The following is an 18,395-nucleotide window of genomic DNA, read 5'->3' on the forward strand; positions in this document are numbered from 1 at the left end:
ACGGAGGCCCCTCACCTTTGGGTGAGGGGGTTTACTTATGGATAAAAAACTAGAACCTTATTATTTAAGTGCGGAAACGGCATTATCTATAGTGTCTAAAAAATTCAACATAAAAATTGACATCAAAGAGGATGATATAAATTTAAGATTTAAAAAGTACGACAGAAATAACACTGACGACTCTATACAAATGAAGAATTTCTTTTTGTCGTTAGGGCTTTCTCTACAGGATATATTATTTAATAATGGTGAGGATTTACTAAATGAGCCTATGCCGATTTTACTATTAACGCCAGAAATGAAGTGGATGGTGTGTGTGAGCGGCGGGCAAAAAATAAAGTTGGTAAACGCGCGCGGTGAACTCTGTTATGTTGAAATTGAAGATGAATATTTAAAAGAGTTATCTGCATTTAGTATACTACCTTTAAATAAAGTTGTTGATAGTATAAGAGTAAAAAATATCATAAAAAACTCTTTATCGATGAACAAGATTTTTTATACTAAATACTTCTTTTCATCTCTTTTTATGGCAATTTTTGCGTTAACTATCCCAGTATTTAGTAATCTATTCTATGATAAGCTTGTTCCAAGTGCTTCGGTTTCATCTTTATTTGGCGTGGCTATAATTGTTGCTGTATTTATTGTTTTTGAGTTTATTCTTCGTACTTCGAAAGATATTTATCAGTCTATCACAGCAAGGCAGGATGACGTCGATATTGATATCGCATTTCTTGAAGCGGTCCTGTATAGTAAAAAGAAAAATGGCAGATCCATGTCATCAGCATTTGTGCTATGGAATGAGTTTCAGAAAATTAAACCCGTTTTATTAAACTCGATCTTTCAACGTATAGCCGATATTCCAATATTTATTATATTTCTCATTGTTATATATGTAAATTTAGGTCTGGTCGTTATTGTACCTGTTACCATGTTTATCGTCTCTATTATTATTTCCCTCGTTAACCACCATTATACTAATGAGTTAATGAACAAACAAAAAGAAGGACAGAAGAACAGGAATATTTTTATCTCAGAAGTTTTCTTATCTATTAAAATGATCCATACCTTAAATAATCAAGGTTTACTTTTTGATTGGGTCAACACATCAAATGAACAGTCGTATCTTAACCTGAAGATAAGAAAATTAAATCTTATCTATCAATCTATATTGGGGAGTATGTCATCTATTACCCAAATAACTATTATGGTAATAGCCTTTTTTATGGTAATCAAGGGTGATGTTACCACTGGCGCAATTGTTTCATCTGTCATTGTCTCTGGCCGTATCTCCGGGATCATTTCGAATTTTTCTTCTACATTAATCTCTATTTTATCAGCAGAAAAAACCGGTAAGGATCTGCTTTCTTTTTTTGATGAAGATCAGGCAGAAAAAACACCGGCATTACAGTCCATATCAAAGTGCAATGGCGATATCTCTATCCGGGGCGTGAGTTATCAGTATGATGCTCAATCTCCGATGATTATTAACCGACTGTCTATAGACATACCTGCGGGGCAACGTGTCGCGGTGGTAGGCGAATGCGGAGCAGGAAAAAGCTCATTACTGGGAATGCTATCTGGCTACCTTTCGCCAACAGACGGCGCCATCTTATATGATGGATATAACTTAGGGCATTTATCGCAGAACTTTTTTTCTCAGCATTTAAGCGTGGTGACGACACATGATGTTTTATTCACCGGAACCATTGAAAGTAATTTCGCGTTAAAACCGCAAAATGACAGGGGCCGGGTACTCAAGGCGCTTCATCTGGCGAACTGTGGTTTTATCTTGCAGCATCCTATGGGGCTGAAGTTTCCGGTGAATTTTATGGCTAAAAACCTGTCATCCGGACAGCAACAGCAGTTATTATTAGCACGTAGTCTGAGCAGTAACGCCAGCGTCTTTTTATGGGATGAACCAACATCAAATCTGGATGAGAATACCGAGAAGCAAATTTTTGATAACTTAGATGAGTTTATTCATGGGAAAACGTTGATCATGGTGACGCATCGTCGATATCTGATAAAGTATTTTGACCGGGTTCTGGTAATGAAAGGTGGAAAAATAATCCGTGATTGTTCTCCGGATAAATTATTAATGTAAAATAAGCAGCGCTTGTCGCTGTTATCAGGTGGTACTGCTTAATAAAAAAGACCCGTTGCACAAACGGGTCTTTTTTGTCATTTAACGAGTCGGCAATGTCTTCAATAAGTTTAGCTCGATTCTGTTAGGGCTATTCCACTTGCCATTTTTGGATAACCACACCTGGCGGCCCTCATCAACGGCAATGCGAGGGACGTGATGGTTCGCAAGGCTACCCCTGGCGCGCGATTCCGCGTTGAGATAACCGGTGGGCGACTTCAGCGGCAGCGATGGCGTATCAGGTCAGCACCATCGGCCATTCTGGTGGGGTCTGGCTCATCGTTTCGACCATTACGGCTTCAATGTTATGCCAGATCGCAGCGAGATCCATCATGGTAATACCGAGTAAACCGGTGGCAAACCAGCAGGCGGATACCACGCCCAGACCGCTACTGATCACCGCCAGACCAATATAATCTGATTTACGGAAACGGATATTGAGCGTGCTGGCTAAAAACATGAGCACGGCGCTCAGCAGTTGCCAGCGGAGAAGAACGACACCAGTGGTTATGGCAGCCATGAAACATTTCCTCTGAATAGACCTTTGTCCAGGACAGCACGGCGTTGTTCCCGGGAAACGTGGGACATTCTGGCTATCAACGGACATCACATCAACATCGAATGAAACATTGTTTCTGTTTCATTGTTTTTGTGAACTATATCACAAAAACAGGCTTATTCGCCAGATCGGCAATGTATTTTTTGTGCGTTTTATAACCTTATTTTTTGTGTGACCTCTGTGCGTCCGTAGAGAAACTGCCGGAAAGCAAAGATGTATTATTACTACTCTTTTATTTTTTTTTCGTGAAATTCAGACCTGATAAAAATATCAAGTTATTTATCAAAAGAAAGGAGTAAAGATGTATACCCCATCGTTTACTTGAGTATAAATCTGATATTATCAAAAATATTTAGTGTCCTGCCTGGTATGCGAGAGAGATTGCGCGTGGTTATTAATGATAAATGTTGAACGGTAAAAGTCTGTTGCTAATATTGATAAATTCATGCACCGTAAACCTCCATTTGGTTCATGTCTTATTTTGCCAACAATAGTCACAAATAATGCAGGGAAATAGGCTGAAAATGAGTCAAAGCACACGACGCAAGGTGTTGAGATTTCTCGGAACGATCATTGTGGTATTACTTCCTGTATTGCTGGCGATCTGGTTTGCTCATATCCGGGCAGTCTCTGAAACCAGAAATCAGTTACATTCATTTGCGCAGTTGGTATTAGATAAAACGGAGCGGGTTATCCTGCAAGCAGATTTAGCCCGCGATGCCGCTGAACAATATCAGGGGCAAGCCTGTACGCCAGCCCATCAACAGCGAATGCTGAATATTATCCGCGGTCGTTTGTACATTAATGAGTTGATTTATGCTAAGGGCCAGCGTTTTCTATGCTCTACGGTTATGACGCCAACAAGTCCTTATTTTATTCCCCGCGCTGACTATAAACGAAAGCCTGACATCGCTATTTATTACTATCGTGATACGCCTTTTTTCAACGGTTATAAAATGACATATATGCAGCGGGGAAACTATGTCGCGGTTATCAATCCCTTATCTTATAGCGAGGTGATGTCAGACGATCCGGCGTTGGCCTGGGGAATGTATGATACGGTGACCAACACCTTTTTCTCCCTGAGTGAACAGGCGCAGGCTGATCAGCTATTACCTTTGGTACGACGGAGTGAACCTGTGTTCCAACAGGGTGAGCGTTTCTATACTCTGGTTAAATCAGCAAAACGACCGGTTGCCGCGATTGTGTCAACCTCAAAGCAACGCTTTTACCAGAACCTCTTTCATCAGCTTACGTTAACGCTACCGTTAGGGATCATCTGTAGCATTATCGTCTTATTTATGTGGTCACGATCCCGGCAGGCATATTACTCACCGCGTCGATTGCTGCAACGGGCCATTACCAGGCACCAGCTTTGCCTTCATTATCAGCCGATCATTGATATCCGAAACGGGACATGTGTAGGTGCCGAAGCGCTATTGCGTTGGCCGGGCTATCACGGTCCGGTGATGAGCCCGTGCGAATTTATTCCGCTAGCGGAAAAAGAGGGGATGATTGAGCAGATCACCGATTATGTCGTCGAAGAGGTATTTAATGATTTAGGTGGTTTTCTGGCCGCGCACCCACATCTTTATGTCTCTATCAATCTCTCTGCCGCCGATTTTCTCTCTTCCCGGCTAATTGTGATGATTCATGAAAAAACGCGTCAGCATTCAGTGCTTGCGCAACAGATAAAGGTTGAAGTGACTGAGCGCGGATTTATTGATGTGCCTAAAATGACGCCGATTATTCAGGCGTTTCGCCAGGCGGGATACGAGGTGGCAATTGATGACTTTGGTATCGGCTATTCGAACTTGCATAACCTGTACTCATTAAATGTCGACCTTTTAAAAATTGATAAATCTTTTGTCGACACGCTAACCACTAATAGCGCCAGCCATTTGATTGTGGAACATATTATTGAAATGGCGCAAAGTTTGCGGCTAAAAATCATTGCGGAGGGGGTTGAAACGGCTGAACAGGTTAGCTGGTTGCTAAAACGCGGCGTTCAGTATTGTCAGGGATGGCACTTTGCGAAGGCGTTACCACCGCAGGAATTCATCTCCTGGCTACAACAAACGCCCGCGCCTCTGACGATACGCGGGCAGACGCCCTACAGGCGGTGACGGTAATCGCTGGGAGTGCGATCGAACTCGCGGCGGAATACACGCGAGAAGGTTTGCTGCGATACATAGCCCAGGTCCATCGCGATATCAAAAATCGGGCGCTCGGTCGTTCGTAGCTCAACGGCCGCCAACAGGAGACGGCGCTGGCGAATATACTCGCCTAATGTTTGATGCGTTACCGTACGAAACATCCGCTGCAAATACCACTTGGAGTAGCCCGATTTTTTTGCCACCACATCAATGTTTAGCGGTTGGTCGATATGTTCATCAATCCATTCGATAAGGGTCTGAATTATCTGCTGATGCGACATATTGTTGCCTCTTAAACAGTATTCGATTCGTCGTTTTGTCTGCGGGCGAGTATAATTCCTCAAGTTAACTTGAGGTAAAGCGATTTATGGAAAAAAAATCTCCCCGTTTAAAAGCCTTACTGACGCCGGGGGAAGTTGCGAAACGTAGCGGTGTTGCTGTGTCCGCCCTGCACTTCTATGAAAGCAAAGGGCTAATTACCAGTATCCGTAATAGCGGTAACCAACGGCGATACAAGCGTGACGTGTTGCGTTATGTCGCGATTATCAAGATCGCCCAGCGTATCGGCATCCCGCTGGCAACTATCGGCGACGCGTTTGGTATCTTGCCGGAAGGACATACGTTAAGCGCGAAAGAGTGGAAGCAGCTCTCCTCGCAGTGGCGCGAAGAGTTAGACCGACGTATTCATACGCTGGTGGCGTTGCGCGATGAGCTGGACGGTTGTATCGGCTGCGGCTGTTTATCGCGTAGCGACTGTCCGCTGCGAAATCCAGGCGACAGGCTCGGCGAACACGGGACGGGTGCCCGGCTGCTTGAAGATGATTAACATGCACTCGGCCATCGGGCTGAGTTTACCTAAAACTAAAGCGCCGCTAAGGGCGCTTTAGTTTGTTTCCGGTCTTTGTCTTTCGCTCTATCCCGCTGATTACAGGAGGGTTTCCCCCGACGTCAACACCCCTCATATCGAGCACGTGGTGGAGGTTCCGGTTTGTGTTGATACTGTAAGTGTAAGCGACGACGCCCTGTTCGCCAGCGAAATGCTGATTTTTTAGCCGAAATTTTTACGGCAACTGCCATAATTTTCTATAGTTAGTTGGCATACCCTACAGGAGACAGCCATGCTGACGGTGCACCATTTAAATCAGTCTCGTTCGCAGCGCATCCTCTGGGCGCTGGAAGAGCTGGCGTTGCCTTACCAGATTGTGCGTTACCAGCGTGAAAAGACCATGCTGGCGCCGCCGGCATTGAAAAAAGTGCATCCGCTGGGCAAGTCTCCGGTTATCGAAGATCACGGTATGGTTATTGCGGAATCGGGCGCCATCCTGGAATATTTGCAGGACACTTACGACAGTATCGGACGCTTTAAACCTGCGGATGCGCAGGGGAAACAACACTATCGATTCTGGCTACATTACGCTGAAGGTTCGCTCATGCCCTTGCTATTGATGAGATTGCTCTTTACCTCTCTGGGTAAACCGCCGGTACCATTGGGCCTGCGAACGTTGGGCGGCGTTATCGGTAAGGGCGCGCAAAAAGCGTACCTTAATCCGCAACTGGAAACCCATGCGCGCTTTATTGACGGGCATCTGGCAAATCACCCCTGGTTTGCCGGAGAGCAGTTAAGTATGGCGGATATCCAGATGAGCTTCCCGCTATTTGCGCTGCTTGCCCGAGGCGGGATCGCTCATCTCGACCATATCAACGCATGGAAAGCGCGGGTAGAAATGCGTCCAGCCTGGCAGCGAGCGATTCAGCAGGGCGGTCCGTTTACCATTCCCGGCGGATAATGGCGTTTTTGTGAGCAGATTGCGCAACGTATTTGCTAACAGCGATGCGAAAAATTGTTGCTGGATTGCGCAGGGACGATAACGTTTGCGCATCGTCTGGCGATTTATTGAGCATACTAAGCAGAAAAGCATAAAAAGCGGCAAAGTTCAGTTGAAAAAGCGTTGATGATCGCTGGATAATCGTTTGCTTTTTTTTGCCACCCGTTTTGTATACGTGGAGCTAAACGTTTGCTTTTTTGCGGCGCCCCGGCTGTCGTAAATGTAGCACAAGGAGATAACGTTGCGCTGTTAGTGGATTACCTCCCACGTATACCGACGAATAATAAATTCTCAGGGGATGTTTTCTATGTCTACGCCTTCAGCGCGTACCGGCGGTTCACTCGACGCCTGGTTTAAAATTTCACAACGCGGGAGCACCGTTCGCCAGGAAGTCGTTGCTGGCTTAACCACGTTTCTTGCGATGGTTTACTCCGTCATCGTGGTGCCAGGGATGCTGGGTAAAGCCGGGTTCCCGCCTGCTGCCGTCTTTGTAGCGACCTGCCTGGTCGCAGGCGTCGGCTCTATCGTTATGGGGCTTTGGGCGAATCTGCCGCTGGCTATCGGTTGCGCTATCTCGTTGACAGCGTTTACCGCGTTTAGCCTGGTCCTGGGGCAGCATATTAGCGTCCCGGTCGCGCTTGGCGCCGTATTCCTGATGGGCGTACTGTTTACCGTTATCTCCGCCACCGGCATTCGTAGCTGGATTTTGCGTAACTTGCCACAGGGCGTGGCCCACGGAACCGGTATCGGTATTGGCCTGTTTTTGTTGCTGATTGCCGCCAACGGCGTCGGCCTGGTCATTAAAAACCCGCTGGATGGCCTGCCGGTCGCGCTGGGCGATTTCGACACCTTCCCGGTGATTATGTCGCTTGTAGGGCTGGCTGTTATTCTCGGTCTGGAAAAGCTGAAAGTCCCCGGCGGCATTCTGTTGACCATTATTGGCATTTCTATTGTGGGTTTGCTCTTCGATCCTAACGTCCATTTTTCCGGCATTTTCGCCATGCCTTCGTTGAGCGATGAAAACGGCAACTCACTGATCGGCAGCCTGGATATTATGGGCGCGTTAAACCCTGTCGTTCTGCCAAGCGTACTGGCGCTGGTGATGACGGCGGTGTTTGATGCGACCGGCACGATCCGAGCGGTCGCAGGGCAGGCTAATCTGCTGGACAAAGACGGACAAATTATCGATGGCGGCAAAGCGTTAACCACCGACTCCCTGAGTAGCGTTTTCTCCGGCCTGGTCGGGGCGGCGCCAGCCGCGGTGTATATCGAGTCTGCGGCCGGTACGGCGGCGGGCGGTAAAACGGGCCTGACGGCGATTACCGTGGGCGTGCTGTTTTTGCTGATCCTGTTTCTTTCGCCGCTCTCTTATCTCGTTCCCGTCTACGCAACTGCCCCGGCGCTCATGTATGTCGGTCTGCTGATGCTGAGTAACGTGGCGAAAATCGATTTTGCTGATTTCGTCGATGCGATGGCGGGGCTGGTAACGGCTGTATTTATTGTACTGACCTGTAACATTGTCACCGGGATTATGATCGGCTTTGCCACGCTGGTCGTCGGGCGTCTGGTTTCCGGCGAATGGCGTAAGCTGAATATCGGAACTGTCGTCATTGCGGTCGCGCTGGTCGCTTTTTATGCCGGCGGTTGGGCTATCTAGTTCTGCCTTCATTCTGAAAAACGGGCGGCGTTGGCCGCCCGTTTTCATTTTCAGGACACATCACGTTACCTTTTGCGTTAATCTGAAGAAGGTGAAACCGAGGCATGATGCCTTTCTCCATCATAAAAAACATCGCAAACAGGGAACGCATGGAAATTTTCTTCACAATACTCATCATGACCCTTGTGGTCTCGCTGTCGGGGGTATTTACGCGTGTATTACCCTTCCAGCTTCCTTTACCCCTTATGCAGATCGCCATTGGCGCGCTGTTGGCGTGGCCGACGTTTGGTTTGCATGTGGAATTCGACCCGGAACTCTTCCTGGTGCTGTTTATTCCGCCGCTGCTGTTTGCGGATGGCTGGAAGACGCCGACTCGTGAATTTCTTGAGCATGGACGAGAGATTTTCGGGCTGGCGCTGGCGCTGGTCCTGGTAACGGTCGTTGGAATCGGCTTCCTGATTTATTGGCTGGTGCCCGGCATTCCGCTGATCCCCGCCTTTGCACTGGCCGCCGTGCTGTCGCCGACCGATGCGGTAGCGCTCTCCGGAATTGTGGGCGAGGGGCGCATCCCGAAAAAAATCATGGGCATTCTGCAGGGAGAGGCGTTAATGAACGACGCCTCCGGTCTGGTATCGCTGAAATTCGCCGTCGCGGTGGCGATGGGGACGATGGTCTTTACCGTCGGCGGCGCGACGCTGGAATTTTTTAAGGTCGCTATCGGCGGTATTCTGGCGGGTTTTGTGGTCAGTTGGCTGTATGGCCGCTCGCTGCGTTTTTTGAGCCGCTGGGGCGGCGATGAACCCGCGACGCAAATCGTCCTGCTGTTTCTGCTGCCCTTCGCGTCTTACCTGATTGCCGAACATATTGGCGTCTCAGGCATCCTGGCCGCGGTTGCCGCCGGGATGACCATCACCCGTTCTGGCGTAATGCGCCGCGCGCCGCTGGCAATGCGTTTGCGCGCGAACAGTACCTGGGCGATGCTGGAATTTGTCTTTAACGGTATGGTCTTTCTGCTGTTGGGACTGCAATTGCCGGGTATTCTGGAATCTTCGCTGGCGGCGGCGGAAGCTGACCCGAATGTCGAAACCTGGATGCTCTTTACCGATATCGTGCTGATTTATGCGGCATTGATGCTGGTTCGCTTCGGCTGGCTGTGGACCATGAAAAAGTTCAGCCTGCGCTTTTTGAAGAAGAAACCGATGGAGTTCGCCAGCTGGACGTCGCGTGAAATTCTGATTGCCTCCTTCGCTGGCGTTCGTGGGGCGATCACCCTGGCTGGTGTGCTCTCTATACCGTTACTTTTGCCGGATGGCAGCGGATTTCCGGCGCGTTATGAACTGGTATTCCTGGCGGCTGGCGTCATTCTGTTTTCGTTGTTTGTCGGCGTGATCATGCTGCCGCTGCTGTTGCAACATCTGGAAGTCGCCGATCATGCGCAACAGTTGAAAGAGGAGCGTATCGCCCGCGCGGCGACGGCGGAAGTGGCGATTGTCGCCATTCAGAAAATGGAAGAGCGTCTGGCGGCGGATACCGAAGAAAACATCGATAATCAGTTGCTTACTGAAGTAAGCTCGCGTGTCATTGGTAACTTGCGTCGCCGTGCCGATGGGCGAAACGATGTCGAAAGCTCCATACAGGAAGAAAACCTGGAGCGACGTTTCCGTCTGGCGGCGCTGCGTTCCGAGCGCGCCGAGTTGTATCATCTGCGCGCCACGCGAGAAATCAGCAATGAAACATTGCAAAAGCTGCTGCACGACCTGGATTTGATGGAAGCGCTACTGATAGAAAATCAGTAGTCCTTGTGGCCCGGTGGCGCCATGCTTACCGGGCCTACAAGTAGGCCGGATAAGGTGCTTGCGCCGCCATCCGGCAAGGGTTTTAACCCATGGTTTACGGTTGTTTCAGCCAAAACCCTTTGCAACAGGTTAACCATGCCCGGGCACTGTGCGACAGATACACGCCCTCGCGCCAAATCATGCCCAACTGCCAGCGGAGATCGCTTTCCAGCGGTAGCCAGCGCAGTGTGGCCTTATCCAGACGCTGACAAATCGGCTCCGGCAAAATGGCGATGCCGACGCCCGCTTGCACCATGGCGGCGAGAAAATCCCATTGCCCGCTGCGCACGGCAATCCGTGGTTTTACGTCATGCTGGCTAAATAAGGTCATCAACTGGCGGCTCAGGGCAAAGTCTTCGTTATAGATAAGAAGAGGATGCTCCGCCAGAGCTTCAGGCGCGATGGAGTCGCAGGTTGTCCACTGACCGGAACGGGGAACCAGCACGCACAGCGGATGGCTGAACAGCGATAATGTCGTCAGCCCGCTCGCTTCTTCCACCGGGAGCGCGGTCATCGCAACATCCAGCTCGCCATTCATTACCGCCTGCTGTACCGTCAGGCCGCCAAACTCCGAAATTTTGAGTTCAACGCCAGGGTAGCGTTGTCGAAACAAACTGATTGGCCCGGCCATCAACATGCCGACCATCGGGGGAATACCCAGCCGCAGCACGCCCTTATTGAGATGGTTAATATCGCTCAACTCAGCCTCTAACTGGCGAAACTCAGCGAGGATCGCCAGACCGCGTTCAAACACCACGCGTCCGGTATCGGTCAGCAATAACTTACGTCCGTCGCGGATCAGTAGCGTACAGTTAAGCTCATCTTCAAGATTTTTCAGCATCTTGCTAATGGTGGGCTGGGTGACAAATAACTTCTCCGCTGCGCGGGTGAAACTTTGCTGGCGCACCACCTCGACAAAATAACGCAGCGTTCTGATATCCATGATTATTCCTTCCGACTATGCCTGCAATGATTTTAATTCATTTCTGCCCGTGACGGAGGTTCTCTATACTGGCGCTCCGTATTATTTTTCAGGACATTCCCTCATGGCTGTGGCGATAAGCCGCGTTACGCCTGCCGTTGTGCAACGACTCCAGGTACCGGTTCAGGTACTGCTCTATGCAGGTTTATTCATTTTTTCCCAATATCTTGTCTCCTGGCTGCACCTGCCGTTGCCCGCGAATCTGGTCGGCATGGTACTTATGTTGGCGCTGATCGTTTGCCGGATTATTCCGCTTAGCTGGGTACGCGCAGGCGCACGCTGGCTGCTGGCGGAGATGCTGTTATTCTTTGTTCCCGCCGTCGTGGCGGTAGTGAACTATGCCCATCTGTTACTGGTGGATGGCTGGCGCATCTTCTCGGTGATAGCGATCAGTACCTTAATGGTACTCGGCGCGACGGCGTGGGTGGTGGATAAAGTGTATCGCTATGAGATGAGTAGGCTAAACCGTGAATAACGTTCAGTTAAGCGTACTGTGCCTGGTGATTACGCTGGGAATTTATTTCGCCAATAAGCGCCTGTATCGCCGTTTTCGCAAATTGCCGTTGATGCCATTAGTGCTGACGCCGGCACTGCTGGTGTTAATGCTGGTTTTCGGTCATATCTCCTGGCAAAACTACATTGGTGAATCGCACTGGCTATTGTGGCTGCTCGGCCCGGCGACTATTGCCTTTGCGGTGCCGGTGTACGATAACCTCGCGATTATCAAACGTCACTGGATGTCGCTCACCGCGGGCGTAGTGACGGCGACGGTGGTGGCAGTCACCAGTTCCGTTTGGCTGGCGCGTCTGTTCACGTTATCGGATGAGATTCAGCGTAGTCTGGCGGTACGTTCCGTTACTACGCCGTTTGCGCTGGCGGCGGCAGAACCCCTGGGCGGGCAGCCAGATCTGGTGGCGCTGTTCGTGGTCGTCACTGGCGTGTTTGGCATGGCGGTCGGCGACGCGCTATTTTTGCGTCTCTCTATCCGGGAAGGCATGGCAAAAGGGGCAGGATTCGGCGCGGCGTCACATGGGGCGGGCACGGCGCGTTCCTATGAACTTGGTCAGCAGGAGGGCGTCGTCGCCAGTCTGGTCATGATGCTGTCCGGCGTGGTGATGGTGCTGGCAGCCCCGCTGGTAGCGAGGGTGATGTTCTGATTTTCCTCCGACCCACAGGGCCGGAGGAAACGGTAAGATTAATGCGCACGCCCTTGTTGTACGCCGAATCCCGTTTGGGAGCGGATAAACTGAGCGCGGAACTGCTCACGTTCACGGTTGCCTTCTGCCGAGTTATCGGTGGCCGAGAAAAACCAGATCCCCAGGAACGCCACGCTGATAGAGAACAGCGCCGGATACTCATACGGGAAGATCGCTTTTTCATGGCCGAGGATCTGCACCCAAATGGTAGGGCCAAGAATCATCAGCACCACCGCTGTCAGTAAACCTAACCAGCCGCCCAGCATAGCGCCGCGCGTGGTCAGTTTTGACCAGTACATGGAAAGCAGAATGATGGGGAAGTTGCAGCTCGCGGCGATAGCAAACGCCAGGCCCACCATAAAGGCGATGTTCTGATTTTCAAACAGGACGCCGAGGATAATGGCGATCACGCCCAGCACCAGGACGGTGATTTTCGACACCTTCAGCTCTTCACGTTCGGTTGCGCCTTTGCGGAACACGTTAGCGTACAAATCATGCGACACCGCCGATGCGCCCGCCAGCGTCAGACCGGCGACCACCGCCAGGATAGTGGCGAAGGCCACGGCGGAGATAAAGCCGAGGAACAGGTTGCCCCCTACCGCGTTGGCCAGATGCACCGCCGCCATGTTATTGCCGCCAATCAGCGCGCCCGCGGCATCTTTATAGGCTGGATTCGCCCCCACCAGCATGATAGCGCCGAAGCCGATAATAAAGGTCAGAATGTAGAAATAGCCCATAAAACCGGTGGCGTAGAACACGCTCTTGCGCGCTTCGCGGGCATCGCTGACCGTAAAGAAACGCATCAGAATATGCGGCAAGCCGGCGGTGCCGAACATCAGTCCCAGACCCAACGACAACGCCGAAATCGGATCTTGCACCAACCCTCCTGGGCTCATAATCGCCGTGCCTTTCGGGTGTACCGCCATGGCTTCGGTAAACAGATTATTGAAGCTAAAGCCGACGTGTTTCATCACCATAAAGGCCATAAAACTGGCGCCAAACAGCAACAGGACGGCTTTGATAATTTGCACCCATGTTGTCGCCAGCATCCCGCCGAACAGCACGTACATCATCATCAGCACGCCGACCAGCACTACGGCGATGTGATAGTTGAGGCCGAACAGCAGTTCAATCAGTTTACCGGCGCCGACCATTTGGGCGATGAGATAAAGCGCCACCACTACCAGGGAGCCACAGGCCGAAAGAATACGGATTGGCCCCTGTTTCAGGCGATAAGAGGCAACGTCAGCAAAAGTATAACGTCCCAGATTACGCAGGCGCTCGGCAATCAAAAACAGGATAATTGGCCAGCCGACAAGGAAGCCCAGCGAATAGATCAGCCCGTCATAACCGGAGGTAAACACCAGCGCGGAAATGCCGAGAAATGACGCGGCGGACATATAGTCGCCGGCAATCGCCAGCCCGTTCTGGAACCCGGTGATATTGCCGCCTGCGGTGTAGTAGTCGCTACGGGAACGTACGCGTTTAGAGGCCCAGTAGGTAATACCGAGCGTAAACACGACGAAAATCAAAAACATGATAATCGCCTGCCAGTTGGTGGGCTGGCGTTCAACCGCGCCGCTAATGGCATCCGCCGCATGAGCGGCGAAGGGGAGTGCGGCGGCAAGCGCCGTCAGAACTCTCTTCATAATGCTTTCACCTCATGCAGTACGGCGTTATTAAGACGATCGAATTCGCCGTTCGCCCGCCAGATATAAATTCCGGTTAACACAAAAGAAATCACAATCACCCCGACGCCAATGGGAATTCCTCGGGTGACGCTGGTTCCCGCATGTAGAGGCGTGCCCAGCCAGCCAGGCGCGAAGGCGATCAGTAAAATAAAGCTGATATAAACCGCCAGCATGATAACCGACAGAATCGTGGCAAACCGTTGCCGTTTTTCAACTAATTCCCTGAAACGCGCACTGTCTTCTATCCGCTGATAAATTTGGTCATTCATCACAGAGCTCTCCAGAGGTCCCCCTGCGTCTTTCGCGCTACAGGCGCGTTGGCCGCACTCGCGCGCCCCAGCCACATAGTGAACTATGCTGCTGAGGGTGTGCTCGCTTGCCGCCTTCCTGTAACACGAAATCCTTTGGGGGAGGTTTTTTTATATTTCCCTCTCCCGGTTTGAGAGAGGGCAGGGGTAGGGTCGTAGGCCGGATAAAACGCGTTCGCGTTGCCATCCGGCATTTATGGTTATGACGGCATCGCGATGGCCTGCTTCTCTTCGAGCAGTTTCTCCACCACGCCAGGATCGGCGAGAGTCGAGGTATCGCCCAGATTGCTGGTATCGCCCGCCGCGATTTTGCGCAAAATGCGGCGCATAATTTTGCCGGAACGGGTTTTTGGCAGTGAGTCGGTCCAGTGCAGCACGTCCGGCGTCGCCAGTGGGCCAATCTCTTTACGTACCCAGTTGCGCACCTCCGCGTACAGTTCTGGCGACGGCTCCTCGCCGTGGTTGAGCGTCACATAAGCGTAAATCGCCTGGCCTTTGATAGCGTGTGGAATACCCACCACCGCCGCTTCGGCGATCTTCGGATGCGCCACCAGCGCTGACTCGATTTCCGCCGTACCCAGACGGTGGCCGGAGACGTTTAATACGTCATCCACGCGACCGGTGATCCAGTAATAGCCGTCCTCATCGCGACGCGCGCCGTCGCCGCTGAAATACATATTCTTAAAGGTAGAGAAATAGGTCTGCTCAAAACGTTCATGATCGCCGAACAGAGTGCGCGCCTGGCCCGGCCAGGAATCGGTGATGACCAGATTGCCTTCCGTCGCGCCTTCTTGCGGATGGCCTTCGTTATCCACCAGCGCAGGCTGTACGCCAAAGAAAGGACGGGTGGCGGAACCGGCTTTCAGTTCGATAGCGCCTGGTAGCGGCGTGATCATAAAACCGCCTGTTTCAGTCTGCCACCAGGTGTCGACGACCGGACATTTTTCCTTGCCGATCTTCTTCCAGTACCATTCCCACGCTTCGGGATTGATCGGCTCGCCGACGGAACCCAGAATGCGTAGTGAAGAACGGTCGGTGCCTTCAATGGCTTTATCGCCTTCCGCCATCAGCGCGCGGATGGCCGTCGGGGCGGTATAGAGAATGTTGACCTGGTGTTTGTCGACCACCTGGCACATGCGAGCGGGCGTTGGCCAATTCGGCACGCCTTCAAACATTAAGGTGGTCGCGCCGCAGGCCAGCGGGCCATACAACAGATAGCTGTGCCCCGTCACCCAACCCACATCGGCGGTACACCAGTAAATATCGCCAGGGTGATAATCAAAGACATACTTAAAGGTGGTCGCGGCGTAGACCAGATAGCCGCCGGTGGTGTGCAGCACGCCTTTCGGCTTGCCGGTGGAGCCGGAGGTATAAAGGATAAACAGCGGATCTTCGGCATTCATCGCTTCAGGCTGGTGCTCAGGGCTGGCTTTTTCAATCAAATCGCGCCACCACAGGTCGCGGCCTTCTTGCCAGTCAATGTCGCTGCCGGTGCGCTTCAGGACGATCACATGCTCAACGCTAGTGACATTCGGGTTTTTCAGCGCGTCATCGACATTCTTTTTCAGCGGGATACTGCGTCCGGCACGTACACCTTCGTCAGCGGTGATCACCAGCCGCGAGCTGGAATCGATAATGCGTCCGGCGACGGCTTCCGGCGAGAACCCCCCGAAGATCACCGAATGCACCGCGCCGATGCGGGCGCAGGCCAACATTGCCACCGCCGCTTCCGGCACCATCGGCATATAAATCGCTACCACATCGCCTTTTTTAATGCCCAGATCCAGCAGCGTATTCGCGAAACGGCAGACATCGCGATGCAGTTCGCGATAAGAGATATGTTTACTCTGCGACGCGTCATCGCCTTCCCAGATAATGGCGGTGCGATCGCCATTTTCCTGCAAATGGCGGTCAAGACAGTTCGCCGCCAGATTCAGCGTGCCGTCCTCGTACCATTTAATCGACACATTGCCTGGCGCAAAGGAGGTGTTTTTCACTTTTTGGTACGGCGTGATCCAATCGAGAATTTTTCCCTGTTCGCCCCAAAACGTATCGGGGTCGTTAATAGACTGTTTATATTTAGTCTCATACTGCTCTGGATTTATCAGGCAACGATCCGCAATGTTGGCGGGAATGGCGTGTTTATGTGTTTGGCTCATGCTGTTGTTCTCCTTGTAAGATGTTAATAATATGTCTCATAAACGTTAAATGTAGGGTCTTAATAAGTTTTGTTTAGTATTTGGGCGACAGATCACGCAAAAAGGGAACTGTGCAAATAAGCAGCAATCTATTTTTTGATTGTGTCCCGCAAAATTAGATAAATTTTCGGGATAACATGACGTTATATGAAATTTTTTAAAAAAGTGATCCGTGTCCGGAAATCAGAAAAGAGAGGGAGTTTTGTCCAGGTTACTAACTCTAAAGTGGTATTTTACATACACTTACAATTGATTAAAGACAACATTTTAAGTGTGGTTATTTGTTACACATAGAGGAGAGCAATGTAATAACAGTATTTGTGCGGTTGCTGTTATGGAAAACGATAAAAAATCGCCGTTAAAAATAATGGCGCAATCTGGATGAGACCTCTATGGCAAGGAAAACACTACGCGCACGCCGTTTCTTCAGCCTTATATTTCCTTTTTTCTTCATTACCTCTGTTTACGCTGAGCAAACGCCTGTATCCGCAAAAACCGTTACTGTTGAAGCGAAAAATGAAACGTTCGCGCCTCAACACCCCGACCAATATCAGTCATGGAAAGCGACGTCAGAACAGTCTGCCCGTGAAGATGCGCTGGCGGAAGACCCTCGTCTGGTGATCCTGTGGGCGGGCTATCCCTTCTCCCGTGATTACAACAAACCACGCGGCCACGCGTATGCGGTAACTGACGTGCGCGAAACACTGCGTACTGGCGCGCCAAAAACGGCGGAAGACGGCCCGCTGCCGATGGCCTGCTGGAGTTGTAAAAGCCCCGATGTCGCGCGCCTTATCCAACAAGAAGGCGAAGACGGCTACTTCCATGGCAAATGGGCGCGCGGCGGCCCGGAAATTGTCAACGATTTGGGCTGTGCCGACTGTCATAACACCGCGTCGGACGATTTCGCCCAGGGGAAGCCAGCATTAACGTTGTCGCGCCCCTATGCCGAACGGGCGATGGAGGCTATCGGCAAACCGTTTGAGAAAGCCGGTCGCTTTGATCAGCAATCGATGGTCTGCGGCCAGTGCCACGTGGAGTACTACTTTGACGGTAAAAACAAAGCCGTTAAGTTCCCGTGGGATGAGGGCATGAAGGTCGAAAATATGGAGCAATACTACGACGCCATCGCCTTCTCTGACTGGACAAACTCGCTGTCGAAAACCCCAATGCTCAAAGCGCAGCACCCGGAATATGAAACCTGGAGCGCGGGCATTCACGGTAAGAACAACGTGACCTGTATCGACTGCCACATGCCGAAAGTACAGAACGCCGAAGGCAAGCTCTACACCGACCATAAAATCGGCAACCCGTTCGACAATTTCGCGCAAACCTGCGCCAACTGCCACACCCAGGACAAAGCGTCCCTGCAAAAAGTGGTCGCCGAGCGTAAACAGGCGATTCATGACCTGAAAATCAAGGTTGAAGATCAGCTGGTTCGTGCGCACTTCGAAGCGAAAGCCGCATGGGATGCGGGGGCGACAGACGCGGAAATGAAACCGATTCTGAACGATATTCGCCACGCGCAGTGGCGTTGGGATCTGGCGATTGCGTCACACGGTATTCATATGCATGCCCCGGAAGAAGGTCTACGGATGTTAGGCAGTGCGATGGATAAAGCCGCGGATGCCCGTACTAAACTGGCGCGACTGCTGGCGACCAAAGGCATTACCCATGAAATTCCGCTGCCGGATATTTCGACGAAAGAGAAGGCGCAGAAAGCGATTGGTTTGAATATGCAACAAATCAACGCGGAGAAGCAGGACTTCCTGAAAACGGTCGTACCGCAGTGGGAAGATCAGGCGCGTAAAAACGGTCTGTTAAGCCAATAACCCCATTCCGCCCCG

General features: G+C 51.1%; 15 protein-coding genes. 9 read left to right on the forward strand and 6 right to left on the reverse strand.

All coding sequences use genetic code 11. The annotated features are described in order from the left end of the window. Nucleotides 1–37: 37 nt before the first annotated feature. Nucleotides 38–2,104 (forward strand): SPI-4 type I secretion system protein SiiF, encoded by a 2,067-nt coding sequence (siiF, locus tag ACLD4F_RS15460; protein WP_000358577.1) that lies wholly within the window; start codon nt 38–40, stop codon nt 2,102–2,104. A gap of 277 nt (nt 2,105–2,381) precedes the next feature. On the opposite strand, the gene ACLD4F_RS15465 is transcribed toward siiF, so the two are convergent. Beyond that, on the reverse strand, nt 2,382–2,663 hold the full coding sequence (locus ACLD4F_RS15465; protein ID WP_000719058.1) for a YjcB family protein: 282 nt from the start codon (nt 2,661–2,663) through the stop codon (nt 2,382–2,384). Between the two features lie 563 nt (nt 2,664–3,226). Between ACLD4F_RS15465 and ACLD4F_RS15470 the strand changes: the two genes are divergently transcribed. Continuing rightward, nucleotides 3,227–4,828 carry an EAL domain-containing protein gene (locus tag ACLD4F_RS15470; protein WP_076727795.1) on the forward strand — a complete coding sequence of 534 codons (1,602 nt, stop codon included), beginning with the start codon at nt 3,227–3,229 and terminating at the stop codon, nt 4,826–4,828. Here ACLD4F_RS15470 and soxS read toward each other — a convergent pair. Beyond that, the gene (soxS, locus tag ACLD4F_RS15475; protein ID WP_000019483.1) at nt 4,816–5,139 is read right to left on the reverse strand and encodes a superoxide response transcriptional regulator SoxS; all 324 of its coding nucleotides are present in this window, start codon (nt 5,137–5,139) and stop codon (nt 4,816–4,818) included. The two genes, ACLD4F_RS15470 and soxS, sit on opposite strands and share 13 nt — an antisense overlap. A gap of 86 nt (nt 5,140–5,225) precedes the next feature. Between soxS and soxR the strand changes: the two genes are divergently transcribed. The 4 genes from soxR (at nt 5,226) to ACLD4F_RS15495 (ending at nt 10,137) form a co-directional block, all read left to right on the forward strand. Continuing rightward, entirely contained in the window at nt 5,226–5,684 is a 459-nt protein-coding gene (soxR, locus tag ACLD4F_RS15480; RefSeq protein WP_000412686.1) for a redox-sensitive transcriptional activator SoxR, read from the forward strand. 292 nt (nt 5,685–5,976) lie between these two features. After that, complete coding sequence (locus tag ACLD4F_RS15485; RefSeq protein WP_000958575.1) at nt 5,977–6,645, forward strand: glutathione S-transferase family protein; 669 nt, start codon at nt 5,977–5,979, stop codon at nt 6,643–6,645. A 346-nt stretch (nt 6,646–6,991) separates the two neighbouring features. Then, nucleotides 6,992–8,341 (forward strand): guanine/hypoxanthine transporter GhxP, encoded by a 1,350-nt coding sequence (gene ghxP / locus ACLD4F_RS15490; protein WP_000106907.1) that lies wholly within the window; start codon nt 6,992–6,994, stop codon nt 8,339–8,341. A 149-nt stretch (nt 8,342–8,490) separates the two neighbouring features. Further along, a complete protein-coding gene (locus ACLD4F_RS15495; RefSeq protein ID WP_000402189.1) occupies nt 8,491–10,137 on the forward strand; it encodes a Na+/H+ antiporter in 1,647 nt (548 codons plus the stop codon). Nucleotides 10,138–10,231: 94 nt separating this feature from the next. Here the strand turns inward: ACLD4F_RS15495 and ACLD4F_RS15500 are convergent, their stop codons facing one another. Further along, a complete protein-coding gene (locus tag ACLD4F_RS15500; RefSeq protein WP_411010916.1) occupies nt 10,232–11,119 on the reverse strand; it encodes a LysR family transcriptional regulator in 888 nt (295 codons plus the stop codon). A 103-nt stretch (nt 11,120–11,222) separates the two neighbouring features. Here ACLD4F_RS15500 and ACLD4F_RS15505 point away from each other — a divergent pair, with 103 nt between their 5' ends. Continuing rightward, nucleotides 11,223–11,633: a CidA/LrgA family protein gene (locus ACLD4F_RS15505; protein ID WP_000257347.1), complete on the forward strand. Its 411-nt coding sequence runs from the start codon at nt 11,223–11,225 to the stop codon at nt 11,631–11,633. Next, on the forward strand, nt 11,626–12,315 hold the full coding sequence (locus tag ACLD4F_RS15510; protein ID WP_001067096.1) for an LrgB family protein: 690 nt from the start codon (nt 11,626–11,628) through the stop codon (nt 12,313–12,315). Before ACLD4F_RS15505 ends, ACLD4F_RS15510 begins: the two co-directional genes overlap by 8 nt. A 38-nt stretch (nt 12,316–12,353) precedes the next feature. On the opposite strand, the gene actP is transcribed toward ACLD4F_RS15510, so the two are convergent. From actP to acs, 3 genes are all read right to left on the reverse strand, one after another. Next, nucleotides 12,354–14,003, reverse strand: coding sequence for a cation/acetate symporter ActP (gene actP, locus ACLD4F_RS15515; RefSeq protein ID WP_000832536.1), 1,650 nt, complete (start codon nt 14,001–14,003; stop codon nt 12,354–12,356). Further along, entirely contained in the window at nt 14,000–14,314 is a 315-nt protein-coding gene (locus ACLD4F_RS15520; protein WP_000999620.1) for a DUF485 domain-containing protein, read from the reverse strand. The genes actP and ACLD4F_RS15520 overlap by 4 nt, the downstream gene beginning before the upstream one ends. Before the next feature lie 239 nt (nt 14,315–14,553). Continuing rightward, nucleotides 14,554–16,512, reverse strand: coding sequence for an acetate--CoA ligase (acs, locus tag ACLD4F_RS15525; RefSeq protein WP_000083877.1), 1,959 nt, complete (start codon nt 16,510–16,512; stop codon nt 14,554–14,556). 431 nt (nt 16,513–16,943) lie between these two features. Between acs and nrfA the strand changes: the two genes are divergently transcribed. Then, the gene (gene nrfA, locus ACLD4F_RS15530; RefSeq protein ID WP_023201705.1) at nt 16,944–18,380 is read left to right on the forward strand and encodes an ammonia-forming nitrite reductase cytochrome c552 subunit; all 1,437 of its coding nucleotides are present in this window, start codon (nt 16,944–16,946) and stop codon (nt 18,378–18,380) included. The last annotated feature ends 15 nt before the right edge of the window (nt 18,381–18,395 follow it).

Source organism: Salmonella sp. 741265050_HSA, from assembly GCF_046569445.1.
GTDB lineage: Bacteria > Pseudomonadota > Gammaproteobacteria > Enterobacterales > Enterobacteriaceae > Salmonella > Salmonella enterica.